17 protein-coding genes are annotated in these 25,108 nt (G+C 60.0%); 3 read left to right on the top strand and 14 right to left on the bottom strand.

All coding sequences use genetic code 11. The annotated features are described in order from the left end of the window. Window positions 1-29: 29 nt before the first annotated feature. A complete protein-coding gene (locus AB7M29_RS05420) occupies window positions 30-1,271 on the top strand; it encodes an MFS transporter (protein WP_454248699.1) in 1,242 nt (413 codons plus the stop codon). Window positions 1,272-1,443: 172 nt separating this feature from the next. Here AB7M29_RS05420 and hemE read toward each other — a convergent pair whose 3' ends face one another. The 11 genes from hemE to AB7M29_RS05365 all read right to left on the bottom strand — a co-directional run bounded on the left by hemE (window position 1,444) and on the right by AB7M29_RS05365 (window position 17,245). After that, window positions 1,444-2,511 (bottom strand): uroporphyrinogen decarboxylase, encoded by a 1,068-nt coding sequence (gene hemE / locus AB7M29_RS05415; RefSeq protein ID WP_052965076.1) that lies wholly within the window; start codon window positions 2,509-2,511, stop codon window positions 1,444-1,446. Window positions 2,512-2,761: 250 nt separating this feature from the next. Beyond that, entirely contained in the window at window positions 2,762-4,180 is a 1,419-nt protein-coding gene (locus AB7M29_RS05410; RefSeq protein WP_048396075.1) for an FAD-dependent oxidoreductase, read from the bottom strand. Between the two features lie 33 nt (window positions 4,181-4,213). Next, window positions 4,214-8,659, bottom strand: coding sequence for a glutamate synthase large subunit (gene gltB / locus AB7M29_RS05405; RefSeq protein WP_454246472.1), 4,446 nt, complete (start codon window positions 8,657-8,659; stop codon window positions 4,214-4,216). Window positions 8,660-9,010: 351 nt separating this feature from the next. Continuing rightward, on the bottom strand, window positions 9,011-10,597 hold the full coding sequence (locus AB7M29_RS05400; protein WP_454246471.1) for an AAA family ATPase: 1,587 nt from the start codon (window positions 10,595-10,597) through the stop codon (window positions 9,011-9,013). A gap of 10 nt (window positions 10,598-10,607) precedes the next feature. After that, a complete protein-coding gene (aroB, locus tag AB7M29_RS05395) occupies window positions 10,608-11,708 on the bottom strand; it encodes a 3-dehydroquinate synthase (protein WP_454246470.1) in 1,101 nt (366 codons plus the stop codon). A 150-nt stretch (window positions 11,709-11,858) separates the two neighbouring features. Next, window positions 11,859-12,377 (bottom strand): shikimate kinase AroK, encoded by a 519-nt coding sequence (gene aroK / locus AB7M29_RS05390; protein ID WP_052965071.1) that lies wholly within the window; start codon window positions 12,375-12,377, stop codon window positions 11,859-11,861. Between the two features lie 4 nt (window positions 12,378-12,381). Further along, window positions 12,382-14,457 carry a type IV pilus secretin PilQ gene (gene pilQ / locus AB7M29_RS05385; RefSeq protein WP_454246469.1) on the bottom strand — a complete coding sequence of 692 codons (2,076 nt, stop codon included), beginning with the start codon at window positions 14,455-14,457 and terminating at the stop codon, window positions 12,382-12,384. Window positions 14,458-14,470: 13 nt separating this feature from the next. Beyond that, window positions 14,471-14,998 (bottom strand): pilus assembly protein PilP, encoded by a 528-nt coding sequence (locus AB7M29_RS05380; RefSeq protein ID WP_217855398.1) that lies wholly within the window; start codon window positions 14,996-14,998, stop codon window positions 14,471-14,473. After that, window positions 14,995-15,618, bottom strand: coding sequence for a type 4a pilus biogenesis protein PilO (gene pilO, locus AB7M29_RS05375; protein ID WP_217855396.1), 624 nt, complete (start codon window positions 15,616-15,618; stop codon window positions 14,995-14,997). The genes AB7M29_RS05380 and pilO overlap by 4 nt, the downstream gene beginning before the upstream one ends. Continuing rightward, on the bottom strand, window positions 15,615-16,181 hold the full coding sequence (locus AB7M29_RS05370) for a PilN domain-containing protein (protein WP_052965067.1): 567 nt from the start codon (window positions 16,179-16,181) through the stop codon (window positions 15,615-15,617). Before AB7M29_RS05370 ends, pilO begins: the two co-directional genes overlap by 4 nt. Next, on the bottom strand, window positions 16,181-17,245 hold the full coding sequence (locus AB7M29_RS05365) for a pilus assembly protein PilM (RefSeq protein ID WP_123499947.1): 1,065 nt from the start codon (window positions 17,243-17,245) through the stop codon (window positions 16,181-16,183). Before AB7M29_RS05365 ends, AB7M29_RS05370 begins: the two co-directional genes overlap by 1 nt. Window positions 17,246-17,463: 218 nt before the next feature. Between AB7M29_RS05365 and AB7M29_RS05360 the strand changes: the two genes are divergently transcribed. Continuing rightward, entirely contained in the window at window positions 17,464-19,902 is a 2,439-nt protein-coding gene (locus AB7M29_RS05360) for a penicillin-binding protein 1A (protein WP_454248698.1), read from the top strand. Between the two features lie 253 nt (window positions 19,903-20,155). Here the strand turns inward: AB7M29_RS05360 and AB7M29_RS05355 are convergent, their stop codons facing one another. From AB7M29_RS05355 to rpmE, 3 genes are all read right to left on the bottom strand, one after another. Beyond that, window positions 20,156-21,424, bottom strand: a complete 1,269-nt coding sequence (locus tag AB7M29_RS05355; protein WP_007899225.1) for a malic enzyme-like NAD(P)-binding protein — start codon at window positions 21,422-21,424, stop codon at window positions 20,156-20,158. A 183-nt stretch (window positions 21,425-21,607) separates the two neighbouring features. Next, on the bottom strand, window positions 21,608-22,408 hold the full coding sequence (locus tag AB7M29_RS05350) for a thermonuclease family protein (protein ID WP_217855392.1): 801 nt from the start codon (window positions 22,406-22,408) through the stop codon (window positions 21,608-21,610). Window positions 22,409-22,422: 14 nt separating this feature from the next. Then, a complete protein-coding gene (rpmE, locus tag AB7M29_RS05345) occupies window positions 22,423-22,653 on the bottom strand; it encodes a 50S ribosomal protein L31 (protein ID WP_007899231.1) in 231 nt (76 codons plus the stop codon). A gap of 170 nt (window positions 22,654-22,823) precedes the next feature. On the opposite strand from rpmE, the gene AB7M29_RS05340 reads away from it, so the two are divergent. Continuing rightward, complete coding sequence (locus AB7M29_RS05340; RefSeq protein WP_454246468.1) at window positions 22,824-25,043, top strand: primosomal protein N'; 2,220 nt, start codon at window positions 22,824-22,826, stop codon at window positions 25,041-25,043. Window positions 25,044-25,108: the final 65 nt, after the last annotated feature.

The raw sequence follows: 25,108 nt of genomic DNA, 5'->3' as shown, positions 1-25,108 counted from the left end.
AAACTGCTGTCGCTCCACTCGCCCATGAAATTCCGCCCGCTCCGCTGGACGACGTCGTCACTGAGCTACGCGAGATCTACATCGAGAAAGGCACACCGATGTTTATGCGCACGGTGCTGGCGCTGTTCTCGGGCGGTTTCGCGACCTTTGCCCTGCTGTATTGCGTGCAGCCGATGATGCCGCTGCTGTCACATGAGTTTTCCATCAACGCAGCCCAGAGCAGCCTGATCCTGTCGGCTGCCACCGGCATGCTTGCCATCGGCTTGCTGATCACCGGCCCCATCTCTGATCGCATCGGGCGTAAACCGGTGATGGTCGCCGCACTGTTCGCCGCAGCTCTCTTCACCATGGTCAGCGCGATGATCCCGAGCTGGCAAGGCGTGCTGGTGATGCGGGCGCTGGTGGGGCTGTCGTTGAGCGGTCTGGCGGCGGTCGCGATGACTTACCTGAGCGAAGAAATCCATCCGCAGCACCTTGGCCTCGCCATGGGGTTATACATCGGTGGCAATGCCATCGGCGGCATGTGTGGACGGTTGATCGTCGGGGTATTGATCGACTTCGTCAGCTGGCACACGGCGATGCTGGTCATCGGCGGCCTGGCGCTGATTGCCGCAGCGGTGTTCTGGAAAATCCTCCCGGAATCGCGCAACTTCCGAGCCCGCTCGCTTCATCCGCGCAGCTTGCTGGACGGCTTCACCATGCACTTTCGCGATGCAGGTCTACCACTGCTGTTCCTTGAGGCGTTCGTGCTGATGGGCGCGTTTGTCACGCTGTTCAACTACATCGGCTATCGCTTGCTGGCCGAGCCGTACCATATGGACCAGGCCTTCGTCGGGCTGCTTTCGGTGGTGTACCTGTCGGGTATCTACAGCTCGGCGAAAATCGGCGCCTTGGCCGACCAGCTCGGCCGGCGCAAAGTGCTCTGGGCAACCATCGTGGTCATGCTCGCGGGCATCGCCCTGACCATGTTCACGCCGTTACCGCTGGTGATTCTCGGCATGCTGATCTTTACCTTCGGCTTCTTTGGTGCGCATTCGGTGGCCAGTAGCTGGATCGGCCGTCGTGCGATAAAGGCCAGAGGACAGGCGTCGTCGCTGTACCTGTTCAGCTATTACGCCGGGTCGAGTATCGCGGGTACGGCGGGCGGTGTGGCCTGGCACTGGGGTGGCTGGAACGGGATCGGGTTATTTATTGGCGGGTTGTTGGTGATTGCGTTGTTGGTGGCGTTGAAGCTGGCGAAGTTGCCGCCGTTGGAAAATGTGAAAGCCTGACGCACAACCTTGTGGGAGCGGGCTTGCTCGCGAAGGTGGCGGATCAGTCGACATCAATGCTGAATGATTAACCGCTTTCGCGAGCAAGCCCGCTCCCACATTGACCGGGTACTACCTGATGTCTCATACAAAAACGCCCGGCATAAGCCGGGCGTTTTTTATTGGGCCACGATTACTCGTGATACTGCGCCGACAGTTCATGTACCGCACGCAGGAACGCACCAGCATGTTCTGGATCGACTTCAGGTGTGATGCCATGGCCGAGGTTGAACACGTGGCCGCTGCCCTTGCCGTAGCTGGCGAGGATCCGGCCGACTTCGGTGCGGATGGCTTCAGGTTTCGCGTAGAGCACGGTTGGGTCCATGTTGCCTTGCAGGGCGACTTTGCTGCCGACGCGTTGGCGGGCTTCGCCAATGTCGCAAGTCCAGTCCAGGCCGAGCGCATCCGCGCCAGCGTCAGCGATGCTTTCCAGCCACAGGCCGCCGTTCTTGGTGAACAGGATGACCGGCACTTTGCGGCCTTCGTGTTCGCGGATCAGGCCGCTGACGATTTTGCGCATGTAGGCCAGGGAGAATTCCTGGTAGGCCGCCGCGGAGAGGTTACCGCCCCAGGTGTCGAAGATCTGCACCGCTTGCGCACCGGCCATGATCTGGCCGTTGAGGTACGAAGTGACCGACTGTGCGAGTTTGTCCAGCAGCAGGTGCATGGCTTGCGGGTTGTCGTAGAGCATGGCTTTGGTCTTGCGGAAGTCTTTCGACGAACCGCCTTCGACCATGTAGGTGGCCAGGGTCCATGGGCTGCCGGAGAAGCCGATCAGCGGCACGCGGCCGTTCAGTTCGCGGCGGATGGTGCTGACCGCGTCCATGACGTAGCCGAGGTCTTTGTGCGGATCAGGAATCGGCAGGGCTTCGATGTCGGCCAGGGTGCTGATGACTTTTTTGAAGCGCGGACCTTCACCGGTTTCGAAGTACAGGCCTTGGCCCATGGCATCGGGGATGGTCAGGATGTCGGAGAAGAGGATCGCCGCGTCCAGTTGCGGATAGCGGTCGAGCGGCTGCATCGTGACTTCGCAAGCGAACGCCGGGTTCATGCACAAGCTCATGAAGTCACCGGCCTTGGCACGGCTGGCGCGGTATTCAGGCAGGTAGCGACCGGCCTGACGCATCATCCACACAGGGGTGACGTCTACGGGTTGCTTGAGCAGGGCGCGAAGGAAACGGTCGTTCTTCAGGGCAGTCATGTCGGCATCCGGAAAAAAAGTGCGGGCATTTTCTCAGAGCGCGACGCAAAAGGCACGGTAAGAGCCGTTCCTTTTGTCTATCGGGTCAATTTGTCGCGGTGGAACACGGTTTTGGCAACACCAAAAAACACTGTGGGAGCGGGCTTGCTCGCGAAGGGGCCGTCATATTCAACAGAGATGTTGACTGACAGACCGCTTTCGCGAGCAAGCCCGCTCCCACATTTGATCGCATTCCAGTTTTGGAAAGTGATCAGACGCCCAGGTAATCCAGGATCCCTTCAGCGGCATTGCGGCCTTCGAAGATCGCCGTCACCACCAGGTCGGAACCGCGCACCATGTCGCCACCGGCGAAGATTTTCGGGTTGCTGGTCTGGTGCTTGTACTGACCTTGTTCCGGCGCCACGACGCGGCCCTGGCTGTCGGTCTGTATGCTGAACTGCTCGAACCACGACGCCGGGCTTGGACGGAAACCGAACGCGATGACCACGGCGTCGGCCGGGATGATCTCTTCGGAACCCGGGATCGGCTCAGGGCTGCGACGGCCACGGGCGTCCGGTTCGCCGAGACGGGTCTCGACCACTTTCACACCTTCGACGCGATCTTCACCCACGATAGCGATCGGCTGGCGGTTGTAGAGGAATTTCACGCCTTCTTCCTTGGCGTTCTTCACCTCTTTGCGCGAGCCCGGCATGTTCGCTTCGTCACGACGATACGCACAGGTCACCGACTTGGCGCCCTGACGGATCGAAGTGCGGTTGCAGTCCATCGCCGTGTCGCCACCACCCAGCACCACGACCTTCTTGCCTTTCATGTCGACGAAATCTTCCGGCGACTTTTCAAAGCCCAGGTTGCGGTTGACGTTGGCGATCAGGAAATCCAGAGCGTCATACACGCCCGGCAGATCTTCACCGGCAAAGCCGCCCTTCATGTAGGTGTAGGTGCCCATGCCCATGAACACGGCATCGTATTCTTCGAGCAGTTGCTCGATGGTCACGTCCTTGCCAATCTCGGTGTTCAGGCGGAACTCGATGCCCATGCCGGTGAAGACTTCGCGGCGATTGCTCAGCACGGTCTTTTCCAGCTTGAACTCGGGAATGCCGAAGGTCAGCAGACCGCCGATTTCCGGGTTCTTGTCGAACACCACCGGTGTCACGCCGCCACGTACCAGCACGTCGGCACAGCCCAGGCCGGCAGGGCCCGCGCCGATTACCGCGACACGCTTGCCGGTCGGTTTGACCTTGGACATGTCCGGGCGCCAGCCCATGGCGAACGCGGTGTCGGTGATGTACTTCTCCACCGAACCGATGGTCACCGCACCGAAACCGTCATTAAGGGTGCAGGCACCCTCGCACAGACGATCCTGGGGACAAACCCGGCCGCAGACTTCCGGCAGGGTGTTGGTTTGGTGCGACAGCTCGGCGGCCTGGAGGATGTTGCCCTCGGCCACCAGCTTGAGCCAGTTCGGAATGAAGTTGTGCACCGGGCACTTCCATTCGCAATACGGGTTACCGCAACCCAGGCAGCGGTGGGCCTGGTCGGCCGACTGCTGGGGTTTGAAGGGTTCGTAGATTTCCACGAACTCTTTCTTGCGTTGACGCAACAGTTTCTTCTTCGGATCTTTGCGCCCGACATCGATGAACTGGAAGTCGTTATTCAGACGTTCAGCCATTGTTAAAACCTCATCAAGCTCTTCAGGCGCATATCACTGCGGGTTGGCACGGGTGCTGGAAAGCAACGATTTCAGGTTGGCAGCCTTGGGCTTGACCAGCCAGAAACGACGCAGATAGTCATCGAGGTTTTCAGCGAGGTTACGACCCCACTCGCTGTCGGTTTCCTCGACGTATTCGTTCAGCACGCGTTGCAGGTGGCTGCGATAGGCTTCCATCGCCTCACCGCTGATCCGCTGGATTTCCACCAGTTCGTGGTTGACCCGGTCAACGAAGGTGTTGTCCTGGTCGAGCACGTAGGCGAAACCGCCGGTCATGCCTGAGCCGAAGTTGTAACCGGTCTTGCCCAACACGCAGACGAAACCACCGGTCATGTACTCGCAGCAGTGATCGCCAGTGCCTTCCACCACGGTGTGAGCACCGGAGTTACGCACCGCGAAACGCTCGCCCGCGGTACCGGCGGCGAACAGCTTGCCCCCGGTGGCGCCATACAGGCAGGTGTTGCCGATAATGGCGCTGTCCTGAGTCTTGTAGATGCTACCCTTCGGCGGAACGATGACCAGCTTGCCGCCGGTCATGCCTTTACCGACGTAGTCGTTGGCATCGCCTTCCAGATACATGTTCAGACCGCCGGCGTTCCACACACCAAAGCTCTGGCCGGCTGTGCCTTTGAAGCGGAAGGTGATCGGCGCGTTGGCCATGCCCTGGTTGCCGTGCTTGCGAGCGATTTCACCGGAGATCCGCGCGCCGATGGAACGGTCGCAGTTGCAGATATCCAGGGCGAAATCGGCGCCGCTCATGTCGTTGATGGCCGAGGTGGCCAAGTCGACCATTTTCTCGGCCAGCAGGCCTTTGTCGAACGGCGGGTTACGCTCGACCTGGCAGAACTGAGGCTTGTCTGCCGGGATGTGATCGCTGCCCAGCAACGGGGTCAGGTCCAGGTGGTTTTGCTTGGCGGTCTGGCCTTCGAGGATTTCCAGCAGATCGGTGCGACCGATCAGCTCTTCGAGGGAGCGCACGCCCAGCTTGGCCAGCCACTCACGGGTTTCTTCGGCGACGTAGGTGAAGAAATTCACCACCATGTCAACGGTACCGATGTAGTGATCCTTGCGCAGCTTCTCGTTCTGAGTCGCGACGCCGGTGGCGCAGTTGTTCAGGTGGCAAATACGCAGGTATTTGCAGCCCAGGGCGATCATTGGCGCAGTGCCGAAGCCGAAGCTTTCAGCGCCAAGGATCGCTGCCTTGATCACGTCGAGGCCGGTTTTCAAGCCGCCGTCAGTCTGCACACGGACCTTGCCGCGCAGGTCGTTGCCGCGCAGGGTCTGATGGGTTTCGGCCAAACCGAGTTCCCACGGTGCGCCCGCGTATTTGATCGAGGTCAGTGGCGATGCACCGGTGCCGCCGTCGTAGCCGGAAATGGTGATCAAGTCCGCGTAAGCCTTGGCCACACCGGCAGCGATGGTGCCGACGCCCGCTTCTGCTACCAGCTTCACCGAGACCAGCGCCTTCGGGTTGACTTGTTTCAGGTCGAAAATCAGCTGCGACAAGTCTTCGATCGAATAGATGTCGTGGTGCGGCGGAGGCGAAATCAGGGTCACACCCGGCACTGCGTAACGCAGCTTGGCGATCAGACCGTTGACCTTGCCGCCCGGCAGCTGACCACCTTCGCCGGGCTTGGCGCCCTGAGCGACTTTGATCTGCAGCACTTCAGCGTTAACCAGGTATTCCGGGGTCACACCGAAACGGCCAGTGGCGACCTGCTTGATTTTCGAGCTCTTGATGGTGCCGTAGCGCGCCGGGTCTTCGCCGCCTTCGCCGGAGTTTGAACGCGCGCCGAGGCGGTTCATGGCTTCGGCCAGGGCTTCGTGAGCTTCCGGCGACAGTGCGCCCAAAGAGATGCCCGCGGAGTCGAAGCGCTTGAGCACCGATTCCAGCGGTTCGATCTCGCTGATGTCCAGCGGCGTATCCAGGGTCTTGACCTTGAACAGGTCGCGGATCATCGACACCGGACGGTTGTCCACCAGCGCCGTGTATTCCTTGAACTTGCTGTAGTCGCCCTGCTGCACAGCGGCTTGCAGAGTGCTGACTACGTCCGGGTTGTAGGCGTGATATTCGCCACCGTGGACGAACTTCAGCAGGCCGCCTTGCTGGATCGGCTTGCGCGGGCTCCAGGCTTCGGCCGCCAAGGCTTTCTGCTCGGCTTCGATGTCGACGAAACGCGCGCCCTTGATGCGGCTTGGCACACCACGGAAGCTCAGGTCGCAGACTTCTTCGGACAGGCCGATAGCCTCGAACAGTTGCGCACCGCGATAAGAGGTGATGGTGGAGATACCCATCTTCGACAGGATCTTCAGCAGGCCTTTGGTGATGCCTTTACGGTAGTTCTTGAACACCTCATAGAGGTCGCCCAGCACTTCACCGGTGCGGATCAGGTCGCCCAGCACTTCGTAGGCCAGGAACGGATAAACGGCAGAAGCGCCGAAACCGATCAACACTGCAAAGTGGTGCGGATCGCGCGCAGTGGCGGTCTCGACCAGAATGTTGGAGTCGCAACGCAGGCCTTTTTCGGTCAGGCGATGATGCACTGCGCCGGTAGCGAGCGAAGCGTGGATCGGCAACTTGCCCGGGGCGATGTGACGGTCACTCAGTACAATCTGGGTGCGACCGGCGCGAACGGCTTCTTCAGCCTGATCGGCAACATTGCGCACCGCCGCTTCGAGGCCAACGCTCTCGTCGTAGTTGAGGTCAATGATCTGACGCTCGAAGCCTGGGCGATCGAGGTTCATCAGCGAACGCCACTTGGCCGGGGAAATGACCGGCGAGCTGAGGATTACGCGCGAGGCGTGTTCCGGCGACTCCTGGAAGATATTGCGCTCGGCGCCGAGGCAGACTTCCAGCGACATGACGATGGCTTCGCGCAGCGGGTCGATCGGCGGGTTGGTCACCTGCGCGAACTGCTGGCGGAAATAGTCGTACGGCGTACGCACACGCTGGGACAGCACAGCCATCGGCGTATCGTCGCCCATCGAGCCGACGGCTTCGTAGCCTTGCTCGCCGAGCGGACGCAGCACCTGGTCGCGCTCTTCGAACGTGACCTGATACATCTTCATGTACTGCTTGAGCTGGTCGACGTCGTAGAACGCCGAACCATGGTCGTTGTCTTCCATGGTCGCCTGGATGCGCAGGGCATTCTTGCGCAGCCATTGCTTGTACGGATGACGGGACTTCAAGCGGTTGTCAATGGCATCGGTGTCGAGGATCTGACCGGTTTCGGTGTCCACGGCAAAGATCTGGCCCGGACCGACACGGCCCTTGGCGATCACGTCTTCAGGCTGGTAGTTCCAGACACCGATTTCCGAGGCCAGGGTAATGAAGCCGTTCTTGGTGGTGACCCAACGCGCCGGACGCAGACCGTTACGGTCGAGCAGGCACACCGCGTAACGACCGTCAGTCATTACTACGCCGGCCGGGCCGTCCCACGGCTCCATGTGCATCGAGTTGTATTCGTAGAACGCGCGCAGATCCGGGTCCATGGTTTCGACGTTCTGCCACGCAGGCGGAATGATCATCCGCACGCCACGGAACAGGTCGATGCCACCGGTGACCATCAACTCGAGCATGTTGTCCATGCTGGAGGAGTCGGAACCTACACGGTTCACCAGCGGGCCGAGTTCTTCCAGATCCATCAGATCGTTGGTGAACTTGGTGCGACGGGCCTGAGCCCAGTTGCGGTTGCCGGTGATGGTGTTGATCTCGCCGTTGTGGGCGAGGAAGCGGAACGGCTGAGCCAGCGGCCATTTCGGCAAGGTGTTGGTGGAGAAGCGCTGGTGGAACACGCAGATTGCGGTTTGCAGGCGCTGGTCGCTCAGGTCTGGATAGAAGGCGGTCAGATCCGCCGGCATCATCAGGCCTTTATAAATAATGGTCTTGTGGGAAAAGCTGCAGATATAGTGATCGACGTCGGCGGCGTTGGCCACGGACGAACGACGACGGGCGCTGAACAGCTTGATCGCCATGTCCTGATCACTCAGGCCTTCACCACCGATGAACACTTGTTCGATCTGCGGCAGGCGCTCGAGGGCCAGGCGGCCGAGGACGCTGGTGTCGATCGGCACTTTGCGCCAGCCAACCAGGGTCAGGCCTTCGGCCAAAATCTCGCGGTTCATGTTCTCGCGAGCGGCTTCGGCTTTGACCGGGTCCTGGTTGAAGAAGACCATGCCCACAGCGTATTGCTTGGGCAGTTCGACGCCGAAGGTTTCCTGGGCAATCGCACGCAGGAATACATCCGGCTTTTGAATCAGCAGACCGCAACCGTCACCGGTCTTGCCGTCGGCGTTGATCCCACCGCGGTGGGTCATGCAGGTCAGGGCCTCAATGGCCGTTTGCAAAAGGGTATGACTGGGCTCGCCCTGCATATGGGCTATCAGGCCGAAACCGCAGTTATCCTTGAATTCATCTGGTTGGTACAGACCTGCTTTCATAGACACTTTCTCACCAGGCTGCCTCTTATCGAGGCAAATTTCTTTTCAATTCAGCCAGTTACCATCCACGCCGAACGTACGCCAGCTTTGCGGGGGCAAAAGGGAGGTCATTGTACACACCGACACTGAGGCTCACAAATTTGACGACGAAATGTCGCAAATCTATGTCGCATTTGTGAAAGGTTTAAAGCGATATGCTGTGCTAGTCAAAACTTTTTTTAATTTTGACCGCAACGACTCAAAGACCACTGTGACGCAGACACCACAAGGCACGCGGCCTGGAGAGGCGGCATGCACTTGCAGAAATTTTGAGGTGCCGGGAGAGGCGGCCTGGGTAAGGCCGCCGAATCTTCAGCGAGTTGTTGCCAGTTCCTGTTGGACGCTGGCGACAGTGCGAGGCCAAGGTTTACCAGCCTGAACCTTCGCTGGCAAGGCCTTGATGGCGGTAACGGCTGCATCGCGGTTGGCGAAGCTACCGTAGGTAATGACGTAAAGCGGCTTGCCGTTGAGTACTTTCTTGAAATAACGGTACTCGCCGCCCTGCTCTTTGACGAAGCTTTGCGCGGCCGATTCGGAGCTGGTGCCGAGGATTTGCACCACATAGTTACCCGGCGCCTGGCCTGCGTACCAGCTGCCACCGGCGGCTTTGGCCACGGTGACTGGCTTCTCGACCGGTTTGACGGCGGTGGCCGGCTTGGCGGGCGCTGGAGCCGGTTTGGCAACTGGTGCAGGCGCTGGCTTGGCGGTCGCGACCTGAGTCGGCGCTGGAACCGGTTTGGCGGCAGGTGTTGGCGCCGGGCCCGGCTGGATGCCGGCAGGCGGCGCAGTGGTGATCACGGTTGGCGGTGTAGCGCTGGAACCTTCGACCGGCACGCCGTCGTCGCCTTCGGTGATACCACCAGCCGCTTCGGCCAATGGGCCACGCATCACCGGCTGCGAGTTGCCGACCAACGGCAACGGCATCGGTTGCGAATTACCGGCGAACTCGACGGATGGAGCGCCGCCACTGTCAGGTTGTGGCGTGCCCTGGCCCAGCGGCAGTTGCGCCTGTTCGTTGGCAGGTGCGCCGGTGGTCGGCGCTTTGCTGCGACCCGGCATCAACCAGGCGGCGGCTACCGCGACCACGACAACGGCGGAAATCGCCAATACGTGTTTCTTCGGCATGTTGAACCCCATACTTGGACGCTTCACCGCTGAGCGGCTGGCAATCATGGCTTCGATCATTGCATCGCGGGCGACCTGGTTGATGGTGCCAGGCCAGCCGTCGGAGCTTTCGTGAATATCAGAGATCTGATCCGCGGTAAAAAGTTCGATACCCCGGCCGGCACCTTCAAGACGCTGGTCCAGATACTCGCGAGTTTCTTCCTCGGTGTAGGGCTGCAATTCGATGACGTGGAAGCGCTCTTCCTCAAGGCTCAGCGCTTCAAGTTGGGCAATCAGCGAGGACTCCCCGAACAGAAACACGTGCGGGCGACCTTCCGGTGCACCAGCGGCCAACGCCAGCAAGGCTTCCAAGGCAGATTCATCGAGTTGCTCGGCATCATCCAACAGCAAATAGACTTCCTGCCCCGTAAGGGCAAGCTGTACCACTTGGGCCAGGATCGCGCCGATTTCGACCTGCTCGACGTTCAACGCCTGAGCCACCTGACGCAGAACGCCAGCGGCATCGCCAGCGCCACGGGCGGAAACCACCACGCTCTGCACTGACTGTTTGTTGGTGCTGGCCACCAGGGCCTGACGCAACAGGGTTTTGCCACTGCCTTGAGGGCCAGTGACCACCAGCAACAACTGACTGTAACGGGCCAGATGATGCAGCTGCCCCAGCACCGGTTTGCGCTGGGCCGGGAAAAATTTGAAGCCAGGCACCCGTGGAGCGAAAGGGTCATGACTTAACTGGTAATGGCCGAGGAAAGCCTCGTCGGCATGCAAACTAGTCATCGGGATCTTATTAACCTTTAAGCTGAGCCAGGGCGCGGTAATCCGCTCCCAGCGTGGCCTGTAAAACCTCTTTCGGATAATCGTCGGTCACTACTGCTTCGCCCATGTGGCGCAGCAGCACCAGGCGCAAACGACCGTCGATCACTTTCTTGTCAACTGCCATGTGTTCGAGAAAATCGGCTTCGGTCATCTCTTCCGGCGGAATGACCGGCAGACCGGCACGCTGGAATAGACGAATACCGCGATCACGTTCCTGTTCGCTGATCCAGCCCAGGCGCGCGGACATCTCCAAAGCCATTACGGTGCCAGCAGCCACTGCTTCACCATGAAGCCAGACACCATAGCCCATATGAGTTTCGATCGCGTGGCCGAAGGTGTGGCCCAGATTCAACGTGGCACGTACGCCCGTCTCTTTCTCGTCGGCACCGACCACCGCAGCCTTGGCCGCGCAAGAGCATTCGATGGCGTAAGTCAGGGCGACCTGATCCAGGGCGCGCAGGCGATCGACGTTTTCTTCGAGCCAGGTCAGGAATGGCTCGTCGCAGATCAGCCCGTATTTGATGACTTCCGCCAATCCGGCGGACAGCTCGCGGGGCGGCAAGGTGTTGAGGGTGGCGGTATCGATCAGCACCACGTTGGGCTGATAGAAGGCGCCGACCATGTTCTTGCCCAACGGGTGATTGATCCCGGTTTTGCCGCCCACCGAGGAGTCGACTTGAGACAACAATGTGGTCGGTATCTGGATGAAATCGACGCCACGCTGGTAGCAGGCGGCCGCAAAACCGGCCATGTCGCCGATCACACCGCCACCCAGGGCGATTACCGTGGTGCGGCGATCATGCCGTGCAGTCAGCAGTCCGTCGAAAATCAGTTGCAGGGTTTCCCAGGTCTTGAAGGCCTCGCCATCGGGCAGCACCACGGAAATCACCGAGAACTGCGCAAGACTGCTGGTCAGACGCTCCAGGTAGAGCGGCGCGACGGTCTCGTTGGAGATGATCGCCACCTGCCGCCCGCGGATATGCGGGGCCAGCAGCTCAGGCTGATCCAACAAACCTTCGCCAATATGAATCGGGTAGCTGCGCTCGCCTAGGTCGACTTTGAGTGTCTGCATGTGTCCCCACAGTGAAGATGGAATCAGGCGTCCTGCCTTGAGTTAACGAATTCCATGGCGTCTGCTGGTGTGACGCCGTTTGGTAGCCAGCCACCACAACCTTCAGCGGCTGCGACAGGACGCCGAGGATAGCGCATTTCGCGCCGCGCATTAACGGGGAGGTAGCTGCTGCAAGCGTTCGAGGATGTCGAGCACCACCATCCGCGGCGGCCGCTCATCGGTTTCCACCACTAGGTCGGCGATTTCCCGATACAGCGGATCACGGATCGCCAGCAAGTCCCGCAGGGTCTTGGCGGGATCGGCGGTGCGCAGCAATGGCCGATTGCGGTCGCGGGCTGTTCGGCCGACCTGCTGCTCAACAGACGCATGCAGATAGACCACCCGACCACCGGCGTGCAGCGCTCGACGGTTGGCTTCGCGCATCACCGCGCCACCACCGGTCGCCAATACCACGCCGTCGAACGCGCACAGCTCGGCAATCATCGCCTGCTCGCGGTCACGAAAACCCGGTTCGCCTTCCTTATCGAAAATCCACGGGATATTGGCGCCCGTGCGCAATTCAATTTCCTTATCGGAATCTTTGAATGGCAGGCGCAGCTCTTTGGCCAGCAAACGGCCGATGGTGCTTTTACCAGCCCCCATCGGTCCAACAAGAATCAAATTTCGCACAGAATCAATGACTCACAGCAATCGCCTGATTGTTCATGATACGCGGAGTGAGAAATACCAGCAGCTCGGATTTTTTCTCCGAAACCACGTCACGCCGGAAAAGGCGGCCAAGATACGGCACATCACCGAGAAATGGCACCTTATCTACAACCTTGCTCTGAGTATTTGAGAAAACCCCACCAATGACGATGGTCTCGCCGTCGTTAACCAACACCTTGGCGTTGACCTCGTTTTTCTTGATCGGCGGCACATCCTGCACTTTGTTCAGGTAGTCCGGTTCGTCCTTGGTGACTTTGACCTCCATGATGATGCGATTGTCTGGAGTGATCTGCGGGGTCACTTCCAGGGACAGCGAAGCTTCCTTGAACGACACCGAGGTGGCGCCGCTGGAGCTGGCTTCCTGATAGGGAATCTCGGTGCCCTTGAGGATTTTCGCGGTTTCCTTGTCGGACGTGACCACCTTGGGCTGCGAGACGATTTCCCCGTTGCCGGTTTTCTCCATGGCCGAAAGCTCAAGGTCCAGCAGCACATTGTCGGTAATGAAGGCGATGCCGATCCCAGAAGTATTGGCAGAGGTCCCCAAGTCGACGAACGGCGAGTTGGTACTGGTGCTGCCCGGCGTACCAATGGTGGTCGAAGAGCCGTTGACCCCGGATGTGTTCCAGTTGCCCTTCTGCACCGAACCACCCCAGCGTACGCCAAGACTTTTGTCGTAATCGACGTTGGCCTCAACGATGCGCGCCTCGATCATCACCTGACGCACCGGAATATCCAGTTGCGCAACGATACGACGCAGTTCGTCGAGGCGATCCTGGGTCTGGTAGGCAATGATGTTGTTGGTTCGCTCATCAACCGTGATTGAACCTCGCTCGTCAACTTTCGCTTCGGCGCTGGTTACTGACTGGAACAGCTTGGCGATATCGGCGGCCTTGGCGTAGTTGACCTGTAGCAGCTCGCGACGCAGCGGCGCCAGTTCGGAGATCTGCTTCTGCGACTCCAGCTCCTGACGCTCTCGGGCAGCGATTTCATCGGCCGGCGCCACCAGCAGCACGTTACCAATCTTGCGTTTATCCAGACCTTTGGTTTTCAACACCAGGTCCAGCGCCTGATCCCACGGCACATTCTGCAGGCGCAACGTGATGCCGCCCTGCACCGTGTCGCTGGCCACCAGATTGAGGTTGGTGAAATCGGCGATCAGTTGCAGCACCGAGCGCACATCGATGTCCTGAAAATTCAGCGAGAGTTTTTCGCCGGTGTAGGCAAAGCGTTCGGTGTTGCGCTTCTGCAAGTCATCGACAGTCATCGGCCGGATGCTGACGGTCAGTTTGTTGTCGGTCTGATAGGTCGAATAATCGAAGGCGCCACTGGGCTCGATACTGATAATGGCCCGGTCGCCCGTGGCGCTGGCGTTGACGAACTGCACCGGCGTGGCGAAATCCTTGACGTCGAGGCGTACACGCAACCGTTCAGGCAGTTGTGTCTTGGTGAAACCGACGATGATTTTGCCATCGCGCTCCTGGATGTCCGGGGCGATGGACGGATCCGACAGATCAATGACCACATTGCCCTCACCCTGGGTACCGCGCTGGAAATCCACGCCCCGAATGGCTTTGCCAACGGGTGCATTGACCCTGGCAGGTGCTGGCGTCGCTGTGGCTGCGCGCGGTGCGGCGGGGATCGGTTTGGATGCCTTGTTACCGGCCCCTTGCCCGACGACAACGAACAGATTGTTGCCTTCGACGCGGGCATTGTACGGGGCTAATTGAGTCAGGCTGATGATCAGCCGTGTACGGTCCTTGGCCTCCACGACCGTGGCGCTGCGGGCATTGCCGCCGCCCAGGTCCCGATTCTTGTTCGCCAGCTGACTGGTGACCCCCGGCAGGTCCAGCGCAATCCGCGCAGGCTGCTCTGTCGTGTAACCGTGAGGCTGCGGTGGTGGCCCATCGAACGACAACTTCAACTCGACACGGTCACCGGGCAACGCGGCGACATCCAGCGCTTTGAGGTTCGCCGCCACTACCATCGGCGACAAAAACGCTATCCATAGCGAAATACCGAAGGTTGAGAAAATCCTGTTCATTATTCGAGTTCCACTATGAGTGCTCTTTCAAAGGGATGGTTCGCGGCCGTTCCAGCCAGGCACCTTCGCCATCGGGAACGATTTCAACCACGTCAACTTGCGAACCGCTGATGGCGACGATCCGCCCATCGTTACGCCCCAGGTAATCGCCGACTTTCAGCCGATGCACGCCGCCCGCCCCGCGCAATAGCGCAAAGGAGCCAGCTGCATTGGAGATGGTGCCGACCATTTCAAATTGCTCGATGTTGAAACCTTCGAGGTACTGCTTGACCCGGTTGGGGTCGGGTTTGACGTTACGCGAGCCGTGCTTCTGGCCGGCCAGATCGACTCTGACCTGCCGGGAGAACGGGCTACGCAGATTGGCAGCGTTGTAGGTGAATGTCGGGTAAGACCGGAATGTCGGCGTTGGTTCAATCTTGCCGGGGGCACGCAGGCGCACTTCGTTCAAATAGGCGTCCAGGTCGCTGAAATCAGTGTCGCCGCCACAACCGGCCAGGATGACCAGACACATAACCATCGACAGGCAACGAATCGGGCTCATTTCTGCAACCCCTTATCGTTGTAGCGATAGGTCTTGGCCAGGATGCTCATGCGTAACTTCGGACCGCCATCAGGATTGGCCGGCGCCAGGTCGAAGTCATGCAGGGTGACGATCCGCGGCAGCCCGGCCACGCCGCTGACGAAAGTGGCCAGGTCGTGATAGGCGCCGGTGACGGTGATCCGGATAGGGAGCTCAATGTAGAACTGCTGGGTGGCCTCCGGAAGCAGCTTGATTTCTTCGAACTCCAGGCCGCTGCCCAGGCCGGTGCGGGTGATGTCCTCCAGCAGGCCGGGTACTTCGGTGTCGCTGGGCAATTGCCGTAATAGCATGCCGAAGGAGTTCTCCATTTCCTTCATCTGCTGGGTATACAGCTCCAGATTCGCCGCCATATGGGCCTTGGTCGCGAATTGCTCCCTGAGCGTCGACTCTTCCTCGCGCCTGAGTTCCAGGTGGTTTTGCAGATCGCTGATCAAGAAGCTGTAGCCCAGGCCCAGCACCAGCACCATCAGCAGGACACTCGCCAGGACCTTGATCGCCGGTGGCCAGGACCCCATGTTGTTGGTATCCAGATCGTTGATGTCGATCTGGCGTAACCCTTCGAACCATTCGGACAGCCTCATTTCACGCCCCCCACAACTGCGGGCTGAGTCTGACGGACGGTCAACTGAAAAACATTGGCCTGATCCAGCTGACCGGCGGTGGTCGCTTTGACTTCCGTGAGGTTGGGCGCATCGAACCAGTCGGAAGCATCAAGATTGCGCATCAGATCCGAAACACGATTGTTGGACTCCGCCGCGCCGGTGATGGACAACGTCTTGCCGACCATTTTCACTTCGGTGAAATAAACTCCGTCCGGCAAAGTACGCGCCAATTGATCGAAAATCCTCCCACTGATCGGCCGGTTGCCTTGCAGGTCCTGAATAATGCGCATGCGCTCGACGAGTTGCTGTCGACGGGCCTTCAGGTCGCTGATCTGTTTAATCCGCTCGTCGACCACGGCAATCTGCTTGCTGATGTAATCGTTACGGGCGACTTGCCGATTAATGGCACTGTTAATGACCTGATCCGCGATCAACAGCGCGCCCACCGACCCCACCAGCACACCGACCAACGCCAGTAAAAAGCGTTTGCGACGCCCTTCGCGCAACTCTTCACGCCAGGGTAAAAGATTGATCCGCGCCATCAGTCGAAACTCCTGAGGGCCAGCCCGCAGGCGATCATCAGCGCCGGAGCATCGCTCGCCAGGGCACCGGCGTTGACCTTGCTGCTCAGGGTCATGTTGGAGAATGGATTGGCAACCTGGGTCGGCGTACCCAGTCGCTGCTCGATCAATCGCTCCAGCCCGGGGACCGAGGCGGTGCCGCCGGCCAGGAGGATGTGATCGACCGAGTTGTACTGGCCGGAGGCAAAGAAGAACTGCAATGAACGCGACACCTGCTGCACCAACGCATCACGAAATGGCTGCAAGACCTCGCTAACGTAATCGTCCGGCAAACCGCCCTGCTTCTTCGCCAGCCCCGCCTGCTCGACGGTCAGACCATAACGACGCTGGATCTCTTCCGTCAGTTGACGGCCGCCGAACAATTGTTCGCGGGTGTAGATAATCCGCCCGTTGTGCAGCACGCTCAGGGTGGTCATGGTGGCGCCGATATCGACCACCGCCACGGTCAGACGCTCCTGAGAAGCGGCCAACTGGGTTGCCAGCAGGCCGAACGATCGCTCCAGGGCATAGGCTTCGACATCGACCACTCGCGCGGTCAGCCCGGCCAGAGCAAGGGCCGCTTCACGGACCTCGACGTTTTCCTTGCGACAGGCCGCCAGCAGCACATTGACCCGTTCGGGGTTACGCGCCGACACACCCTGCACTTCGAAATCGATCGCCACTTCGTCCAGCGGATAAGGGATGTACTGATCGGCCTCGATCTTCAGCTGGTTTTCCATCTCGTCGTCGGAAAGACCGGCATCCATCTCGATGGTCTTGGTGATCACCGCCGAACCGGCCACCGCCACGGCAACGTTCCTGAGGCTGGTTTTAGCCTTGGATAGCACCCGCGCAAGAGCCTGCCCCACGCCTTCGAGCTCGGCGATATTTTTCTCGACCACAGCACTGGCGGGCAGCGGTTCGACCGCATAGGCCTCGACCCGATAGCGGTCGCCCTGGCGACTTAGCTCCAGTAGCTTCACCGACGTGGAGCTGATGTCGATCCCCAAAAGCGTATTGGCTTTTTTATTGAAGAGTCCTAGCACTACCAATTCCCTATGACTATCCGTGAGTTACGGACTCTGTAATATCCATTGCGTTCAATACCCCCCGTCTTGACAGAAGCGCAAATGACGCCCCCGGCGGAAAAATGCTTATAATGCCGAGCGTTTTTTCCGCTTTCACTGCAAGCGCGGGTCATTCTCTGTATAGCCTGAACCCTGATGCCTAATTCATTCTTTGCCCTGGATATCCAAAAGCCTTGATTCGTCTGCTGAAATTTTTCGGTTGGTCCATCGTCGCCGTTTTCTGCGGACTGCTCCTGGGTCTGAGCGGCGCTTTTCTTTACCTTAGCCCCGGATTGCCATCCGTGGAGGCGCTGAGAAGTATTCAGTTGCAGATTCCTTTGCGGGTGTACAGCAGCGACAACAAATTGATCGCAGAATTTGGCGAAATGCGCCGTACGCCAATCCGTTTCGCCGACATTCCCCCCAATTTCATTAATGCGTTACTAAGTGCTGAAGACGACAATTTCGCCAACCACTACGGCGTCGATCCCAGCAGCCTGATGCGTGCCGCTACCCAGCTGGTAAAGAGCGGACACATTCAGTCCGGCGGCAGCACCATCACCATGCAGGTGGCGAAGAATTTCTTCCTGACCAGCGAACGCAGCTTCTCGCGCAAAACCACCGAAATCCTCCTGGCCCTGCAGATCGAACGGCAGTTGACCAAGGACGAGATCCTTGAGCTGTACGTCAACAAGATCTATCTGGGCAACCGCGCCTATGGCATCGAGGCGGCGGCGCAGGTCTATTACGGCAAGTCGATTCGTGACGTCAGCCTGGCGCAGATGGCGATGATCGCCGGCCTGCCAAAAGCCCCTTCACGCTTCAACCCGCTGGCCAACCCGGCCCGCAGCAAGGAGCGTCGCGACTGGATCCTGGGGCGCATGTACAAGCTCGGCAAGATCACCGAAGCCGACTACACCACTGCGATCAATGAACCGCTGAACGCCAGCTACCATGTGCCGACCCCGGAAGTGAACGCACCGTACATCGCCGAAATGGCCCGTGCCGAAATGGTCGGCCGCTATGGCAGCGATGCGTACACCGAAGGTTTCCGTGTCACCACCACCGTGCCGAGCAATCTGCAGGAGATGGCCAACACCGCGGTTCACGAAGGTTTGATGACCTACGATCAACGGCACGGTTATCGCGGCCCCGAGTCACGCCTGCCAGGTAAAACCCGAGAGGCCTGGGCCCTGGAGCTGACCAAGCAGCGGACCATCAGCAGCCTGGAACCGGCGATCGTGACCCAGGTCGACAAGAACGGCGTGCAGGTGCTGACCCGCACCGGCGAAGAACACGTTGCCTGGGACACCATGAAGTGGGCACGCCCCTTCCTGAACACCAACAGCATGGGCGCCAATCCGAAGCAGCCGTCGGATGTTGCGCAGGTCGGTGATCTGATTCGCGTGCAGCGTCAGCCAGACGGTTCGCTCAAATTCAGCCAGATTCCGCAGGCCCAGGGCGCACTGGTTTCCCTCGACCCGCAGAACGGCGCCATTCGTTCGCTGGTCGGCGGTTTCGCCTTCGAGCAGAGCAACTACAACCGCGCCATGCAGGCCAAGCGTCAGCCGGGTTCGAGCTTCAAGCCATTCGTCTACAGCGCCGCCCTGGACAACGGCTATACCGCCGCCAGCCTGGTAAACGACGCACCGATCGTGTTCGTCGACGAGTACCTGGACAAGGTCTGGCGTCCGAAGAACGACACCAATACCTTCCTCGGTCCGATCCGCATGCGTGAAGCGCTCTACAAGTCGCGTAACCTGGTATCGATCCGATTGCTGCAAGCGCTGGGTGTCGACCGCACCATCGACTACATCAGCAAATTCGGCTTCAACAAGCAGGACCTGCCGCGCAACCTGTCGCTGGCCCTGGGGACCGCGACCCTGACGCCAATGGAAATCGCCACCGGCTGGAGCACCTTCGCCAACGGCGGCTACAAGATCACTCCGTACATCATCGACAAGATTGAAAGCCGCAACGGCGACACGCTATTCGTCGCCAACCCGCCGAGCGTTCCGAAAGGCGTCGTAGCAAGCGATGGCATCGCCATGCCGGCCTCCGACACCTTCACGGTCAACGCCACTCCAGGCGCAGCGCCGAGCGCCCAGCCAGCGCCACAAACGCCAGCCGTGGCCGAGCGCATCGTCGATGGCCGTACCACCTACATCCTCAACAGCATGCTTGAGGACGTGATCAAACTCGGTACCGGCCGCCGTGCACTGGCCTTGGGTCGCAGCGACATCGCGGGCAAGACCGGCACCACCAACGAATCCAAGGACGCCTGGTTCTCCGGCTACAATGCCGATTACGTGACCACCGTCTGGACCGGCTTCGACCAACCGGAAAGCCTGGGCAGACGCGAGTTCGGCGGTACCGTTGCCTTGCCGATCTGGATGAACTACATGGCGGCGGCCCTCAAAGACAAACCGCCCCACACCCAAGCGGAACCCGAAGGCATTCTCAGCCTGCGCGTCGACCCGATCAGCGGCCGTGCAGCCACCCCAAGTACGCCAGGCGCCTACTTCGAACTGTTCAAGGCCGAAGACACACCACCGTCGGTGAACGAGCTGGGTAACGGCAATGTGCCGGGCAGCCCGCTGCCAGCGGACGAGGCAGCGCCGATCGATTTGTTCTGATCCCGTAGCGCAACGCAAAAGCCCCGTTCTTCTCTAGAAGACGGGGCTTTTTGTTGCGCCTGGAATTTGTGCACCGACTGAAACCAGGGTTGCCTGTCAGGCCGCCTTCGCGAGCAAGCCCACATTGGAATGCATACCCCTGTGGGAGCGGGCTTGCTCGCGAAGAGGCCCTCAAAGACACCACAAAAACCGCAGACAATAAAAAGCCCCGACTCGCGAGAGCCGGGGCTTTTGGTTGAAGCGTTACAACGGCTTAGCCGTTGAACACGTCATCCACGCTTTTCAGCGGGTAGTTCTTCGGATACGGCAGGGTCGCCACACCGGTCTCGATCGCAGCCTTGGCCACGGCATCGGAGATCAGGGTGATCAGACGGGCATCCATTGGTTTCGGAATGATGTACTCACGACCGAATTCCAGCTTGATGCCGCCGTAGGCGTCGCACACTTCCTGAGGCACTGGCAGCTTGGCCAGTTCACGCAGGGCGTTGGCGGCAGCCACTTTCATTTCTTCGTTGATGCGCTTGGCGCGAACGTCCAGGGCACCACGGAAGATAAACGGGAAGCCCAGTACGTTGTTGACCTGGTTCGGGTAGTCCGAACGGCCGGTGGCCATGATCACGTCGTTACGGGTGGCGTGAGCCAGTTCCGGGGAGATTTCCGGATCCGGGTTCGAGCACGCGAACACGATCGGGTTGGCCGCCATGGATTTCAGGCCTTCAGCGCTCAGCAGGTTCGGACCGGACAGGCCAACGAACACGTCAGCGCCTTCCAGCGCGTCAGCCAGGGTGCGCTTCTCGGTCGCGTGAGCGAACACAGCCTTGTACTGGTTCAGGTCGTCACGGCCGGAGTGGATCACACCGGTACGGTCAACCATGTAGATGTTTTCGATGTTGGCGCCCATGCTCACCAGCAATTTCATGCAGGAGATGGCGGCCGCACCGGCGCCCAGGCAGACGATTTTGGCGTCAGCCAGGGTTTTGCCAGCGATTTCCAAGGCGTTGATCATGCCGGCCGCAGTAACGATCGCGGTGCCGTGCTGGTCATCGTGGAATACCGGAATATCGCACTGCTCGATCAGAGCGCGTTCGATCTCAAAGCACTCAGGTGCCTTGATGTCTTCCAGGTTGATGCCACCGAAGGTAATGGAGATACGCTTGACGGTGTCGATGAAGGCTTGCGGGCTTTCGGAGTCGACTTCGATGTCGAATACGTCGATGCCGGCAAAGCGCTTGAACAGCACGCCCTTACCTTCCATAACCGGCTTGGAAGCCAATGGGCCAAGGTTACCCAGGCCGAGAATCGCGGTGCCATCGGAAATGACTGCAACCAGGTTGCCCTTGCCGGTGTATTTGTAGGCCAGTTCAGGATCGCGGGCGATTTCGCGTACTGGTTCGGCTACGCCGGGGCTGTAGGCCAGCGACAGATCGCGGGCGGTAGCGGTGGCCTTGGTGAGCTCGACACTCAGCTTCCCTGGACGGGGATGGGCGTGATATTCGAGAGCGGCAGTTTTCAGATCAGACATAGGGGCGTTCCGCTTTTTACTGTTGGACAGACGGACCGCCGAGGATACTCGCCTCGCAAAGTCCTCACAAGACTGACCAGTCACCCCTGTCAAGCGCCCGGCCCTACGACTTTGGGCCAAGAGCCACGGAAAACAAGGGATAGACTGTTCACAATCGATAGAAAAAATGTCTACAACTTTTTCTTACGGCGCTACCAGCAACATCGACGGATCGGTCAGCGGCAGAAGCCAGCGCGCCTGCCCCGGTTTCAACCCACCACGGCGCGAACGATCCACCACCCAGCCACGAGCCTCGATTTGCCTGCCTTTGAGCTTTTCAAGCGATGCGACATCGAATTGGTCCAGCATATTGGGTGCAACCCGCAATACAACCGAATCCTGTAACTCGATCCAAACCCCGCCGCGATTGCGCTGAACCTTGCTCACACGACCGCTGAGCATGGCGAAACCGGACGCGCTGATCTGCTCCGCTTTCAGTACAGGTGATTGTCGCCACAGCCCGAGACCGGCCCGACGAGCACTGCGTTCCGCGGCTTGCTGACAGGCGACCAAATCGACATTCGGTGCCACCGCCACCTGAAAGCCGAGCCCCTCGGCGAGCATCTGCGCTTCGAGGTTGGCACCATCGACGCCATAGACATGGGCCAGAGTCCGGCCGTAATGGTCCTTGCTTTCTTTACCCGGCAGCAAACCGACCTGCCCGTCGCTGGCGGCCACCAGTGCTTCAAGGCGTTTGCGCGCGGCCACGGCGAAAGGCTCGTCTGAACGCCCCTGCTTGCCCAACTCCGGCGTATTCAAACCGATCATGCGCACGCTGCGGCCATCGCGCAGACGCAAGGTGTCGCCATCCACCACCCGCTGCACCGCGGTCGACGTCAGCCCGCTCGGCGCCGGGCAGAAGGCCTGGGCAGCGGAAAGCCAAATCGCGGACACAAAAAAGGCGCCCGCGAGGGACGCCTTTTTCATCAGCAAGGAAAAGCCCATCGGGCCCTTCAACCTTACTCTGCAGCAGCTGGAGCTTTCTTGCCGAAAGCGCCGAAACGGTCTGCGAAGCGCTGTACACGACCGCCAGTATCCAGAGTCTTCTGCTTACCGGTGTAGAACGGGTGGCATTCGTTGCATACGTCGATCGCCAGAGGCTTGGCCAGGTTCGAACGAGTTTCGAACTTGTTGCCACAGCTGCAGGTAACTGCGGTGATTTCGTATGTTGGATGGATATCGGCTTTCATGATGTATTCCTCAGGCTAGCGTGCCGCCACTCAACACCATTGTTGAATACCGCACGTAATTAGGCCGCGGATTCTACCAGACCTTTGCAATCACGCAAGCTGTCGCTTAAACCAGTCGTCTGCTAGGCTCCCGGCCTTCTTCATCGCCCTCTCATCGAGAAAACAATCGCGTGCCCAACGCCATTTTGCGCCTCGCCCTGCCTTCGCCCCTGCGCCGCCTGTTCGATTACCGCGCCCCGGCCGGAGTCCTGCGCGTCCAGTTGCACCCGGGTATGCGCTTGCGGGTGCCTTTCGGTCGGCGAGAGATGATCGGGATTCTGGTAGAGGTCTCCGACACCAGCGAAGTACCGCCGGAAAAACTCAAACCGGCCCTGGCGCTGCTCGACGCCACGCCGCCGCTGCCGCCAGCGCTGTTCAAACTGTGCCTGTGGACTTCCCAGTATTACCAGCACAGCCTCGGCGACACCTTGAGCTGGGCTCTGCCGGTACTGTTGCGACAAGGTGAACTGGCCGAAGCACGCCAGGAACGCTTCTGGTCCGCCGCGCCCGGCGCCAGCCTTGATGACCCGCGCATCGCCCGCGCACCGCGACAGCGCGAAGCCCTGGCGACCTTGGCCCAGCATCCACACGGCGTCGCTCATCAGCTGCTGAGCAAATTGATGCTGAGCAAGGACAGCCTCGATCTGTTGCTGGCCAAGGATCTGGTGCAAGTCGAAATCCGCAAGCACGCGCCCGGTGTGCGCCACGAACACTGGCTGGCGCAACCGGAACTGCCGCTTAACCCTGAGCAGCGCGCCGCTTATGAAGCGATTCGCGCCGGATTCGACAGTTATCACGCGTTCCTGCTGGCCGGCGTTACCGGCAGCGGCAAGACCGAAGTCTATTTGCAGCTGATCCGCGAAACCCTCGAAGCTGGCAAGCAAGCTCTGGTGCTGATCCCGGAGATCAACCTCGGCCCGCAAACCCTGGCGCGCTTCGAGCAGCGCTTCAATGCGCGCATCGCGCTGATCCACTCCGCAGTCAATGACCGCGAACGCCTGGAAGCCTGGCTGGCGGCGCGGGATGGCGAGGCCGACATTATTATCGGTACCCGTTCGGCACTGTTCACGCCGATGAAGAACCCGGGCCTGATCATCATCGATGAAGAACACGACGGCTCTTATAAACAGCAGGAAGGTCTTCGTTACCACGCCCGCGATCTGGCACTGGTCCGCGCCCGGCAGGAAAACATCCCGATTGTCCTCGGATCCGCCACCCCTTCGCTAGAAAGCCTGCAAAATGCCTACACAGGTCGTTACGGCCTCTTACGCCTGAATGAGCGGGCCGGTGGTGCCAAGCAGCCGCGTTTCCTGCGTCTGGACGTGAAAAGTCGCCCGCTGGACAGCGGCATTTCCGGGCCGATGCAGCAAGCCATTGGTCAGACCCTGGCCGCCGGCCAGCAGGTGCTGGTGTTCCTCAACCGACGAGGGTTCGCCCCGACGCTGCTCTGCCACGACTGCGGCTGGATGTCTGAATGCCAGCGCTGCGACGCGCGAATGACCGTGCACCAGCGCTCTGGCGAACTGCGTTGCCACCACTGTGGCTACGTCGAACGCGTGCCTCGGCATTGCCCGAAGTGCGGCAAGGTCGATTTGCGGCCCGTGGGCGCCGGTACCGAGCGCGCCGAAGAACGCTTGGGGATTCTGTTTCCGGACGTGCCGGTGCTGCGGGTCGACCGCGACAGCACTTCACGCAAAGACGCGATGAATCAACTGTTCGCCACCATCCAGAAAGGCCAGCCATGCATTCTGGTCGGCACACAAATGCTTGCCAAAGGTCACCACTTTCCTCGGGTAACGCTGGTGTCGATTCTGGATGCCGACGGCGGACTGTTCTCCGGCGACTTCCGCGCCAGCGAACGCATGGCGCAGCTGATCGTCCAGGTCGCCGGGCGCGCGGGGCGGGCCGAAGAGCCGGGCAAAGTGATCATCCAGACGCATTTGGCAGACCATCCACTGCTGGTGCAACTGACTGAGCAAGGCTATTTCGCCTTTGCCGAACAGGCGTTGAGCGAACGCCGCTCCGCAGGGCTTCCGCCGTTTGCGCATCTCGCGCTGCTGCGGGCCGAAGCACATAAACCGGGGCAAGCCGAAGGCTTCCTTGATGAGGCGTGCAGCGAGGCCGAGCGTTTGCTGGCCGAGCAGAATCTGACCGGTATCGAGTTGCTGGGGCCAGTGCCGGCGCCGATGGAGCGCCGAGCCGGGCGATATCGTGCACAGTTGTTGCTGCAAGCGACGGCCCGGGCACCGCTGCATCGATTGCTGAGCAGTTGGTTGCTGGTTTTGGAGCAGATGCCGAGTGGGCGGGCGGTGCGCTGGTCGCTGGATGTCGATCCGGTCGATTTGTATTGAATTCAAGATCGCTATCGCGGGCAAGCCCGGCTCCCACAGGGATCTGCGTTGTTCACATGCTCTAC

Source organism: Pseudomonas sp. F-14 TE3623 (assembly GCF_053629015.1).
This window is presented reverse-complemented; position numbering and strand designations above follow the sequence as displayed.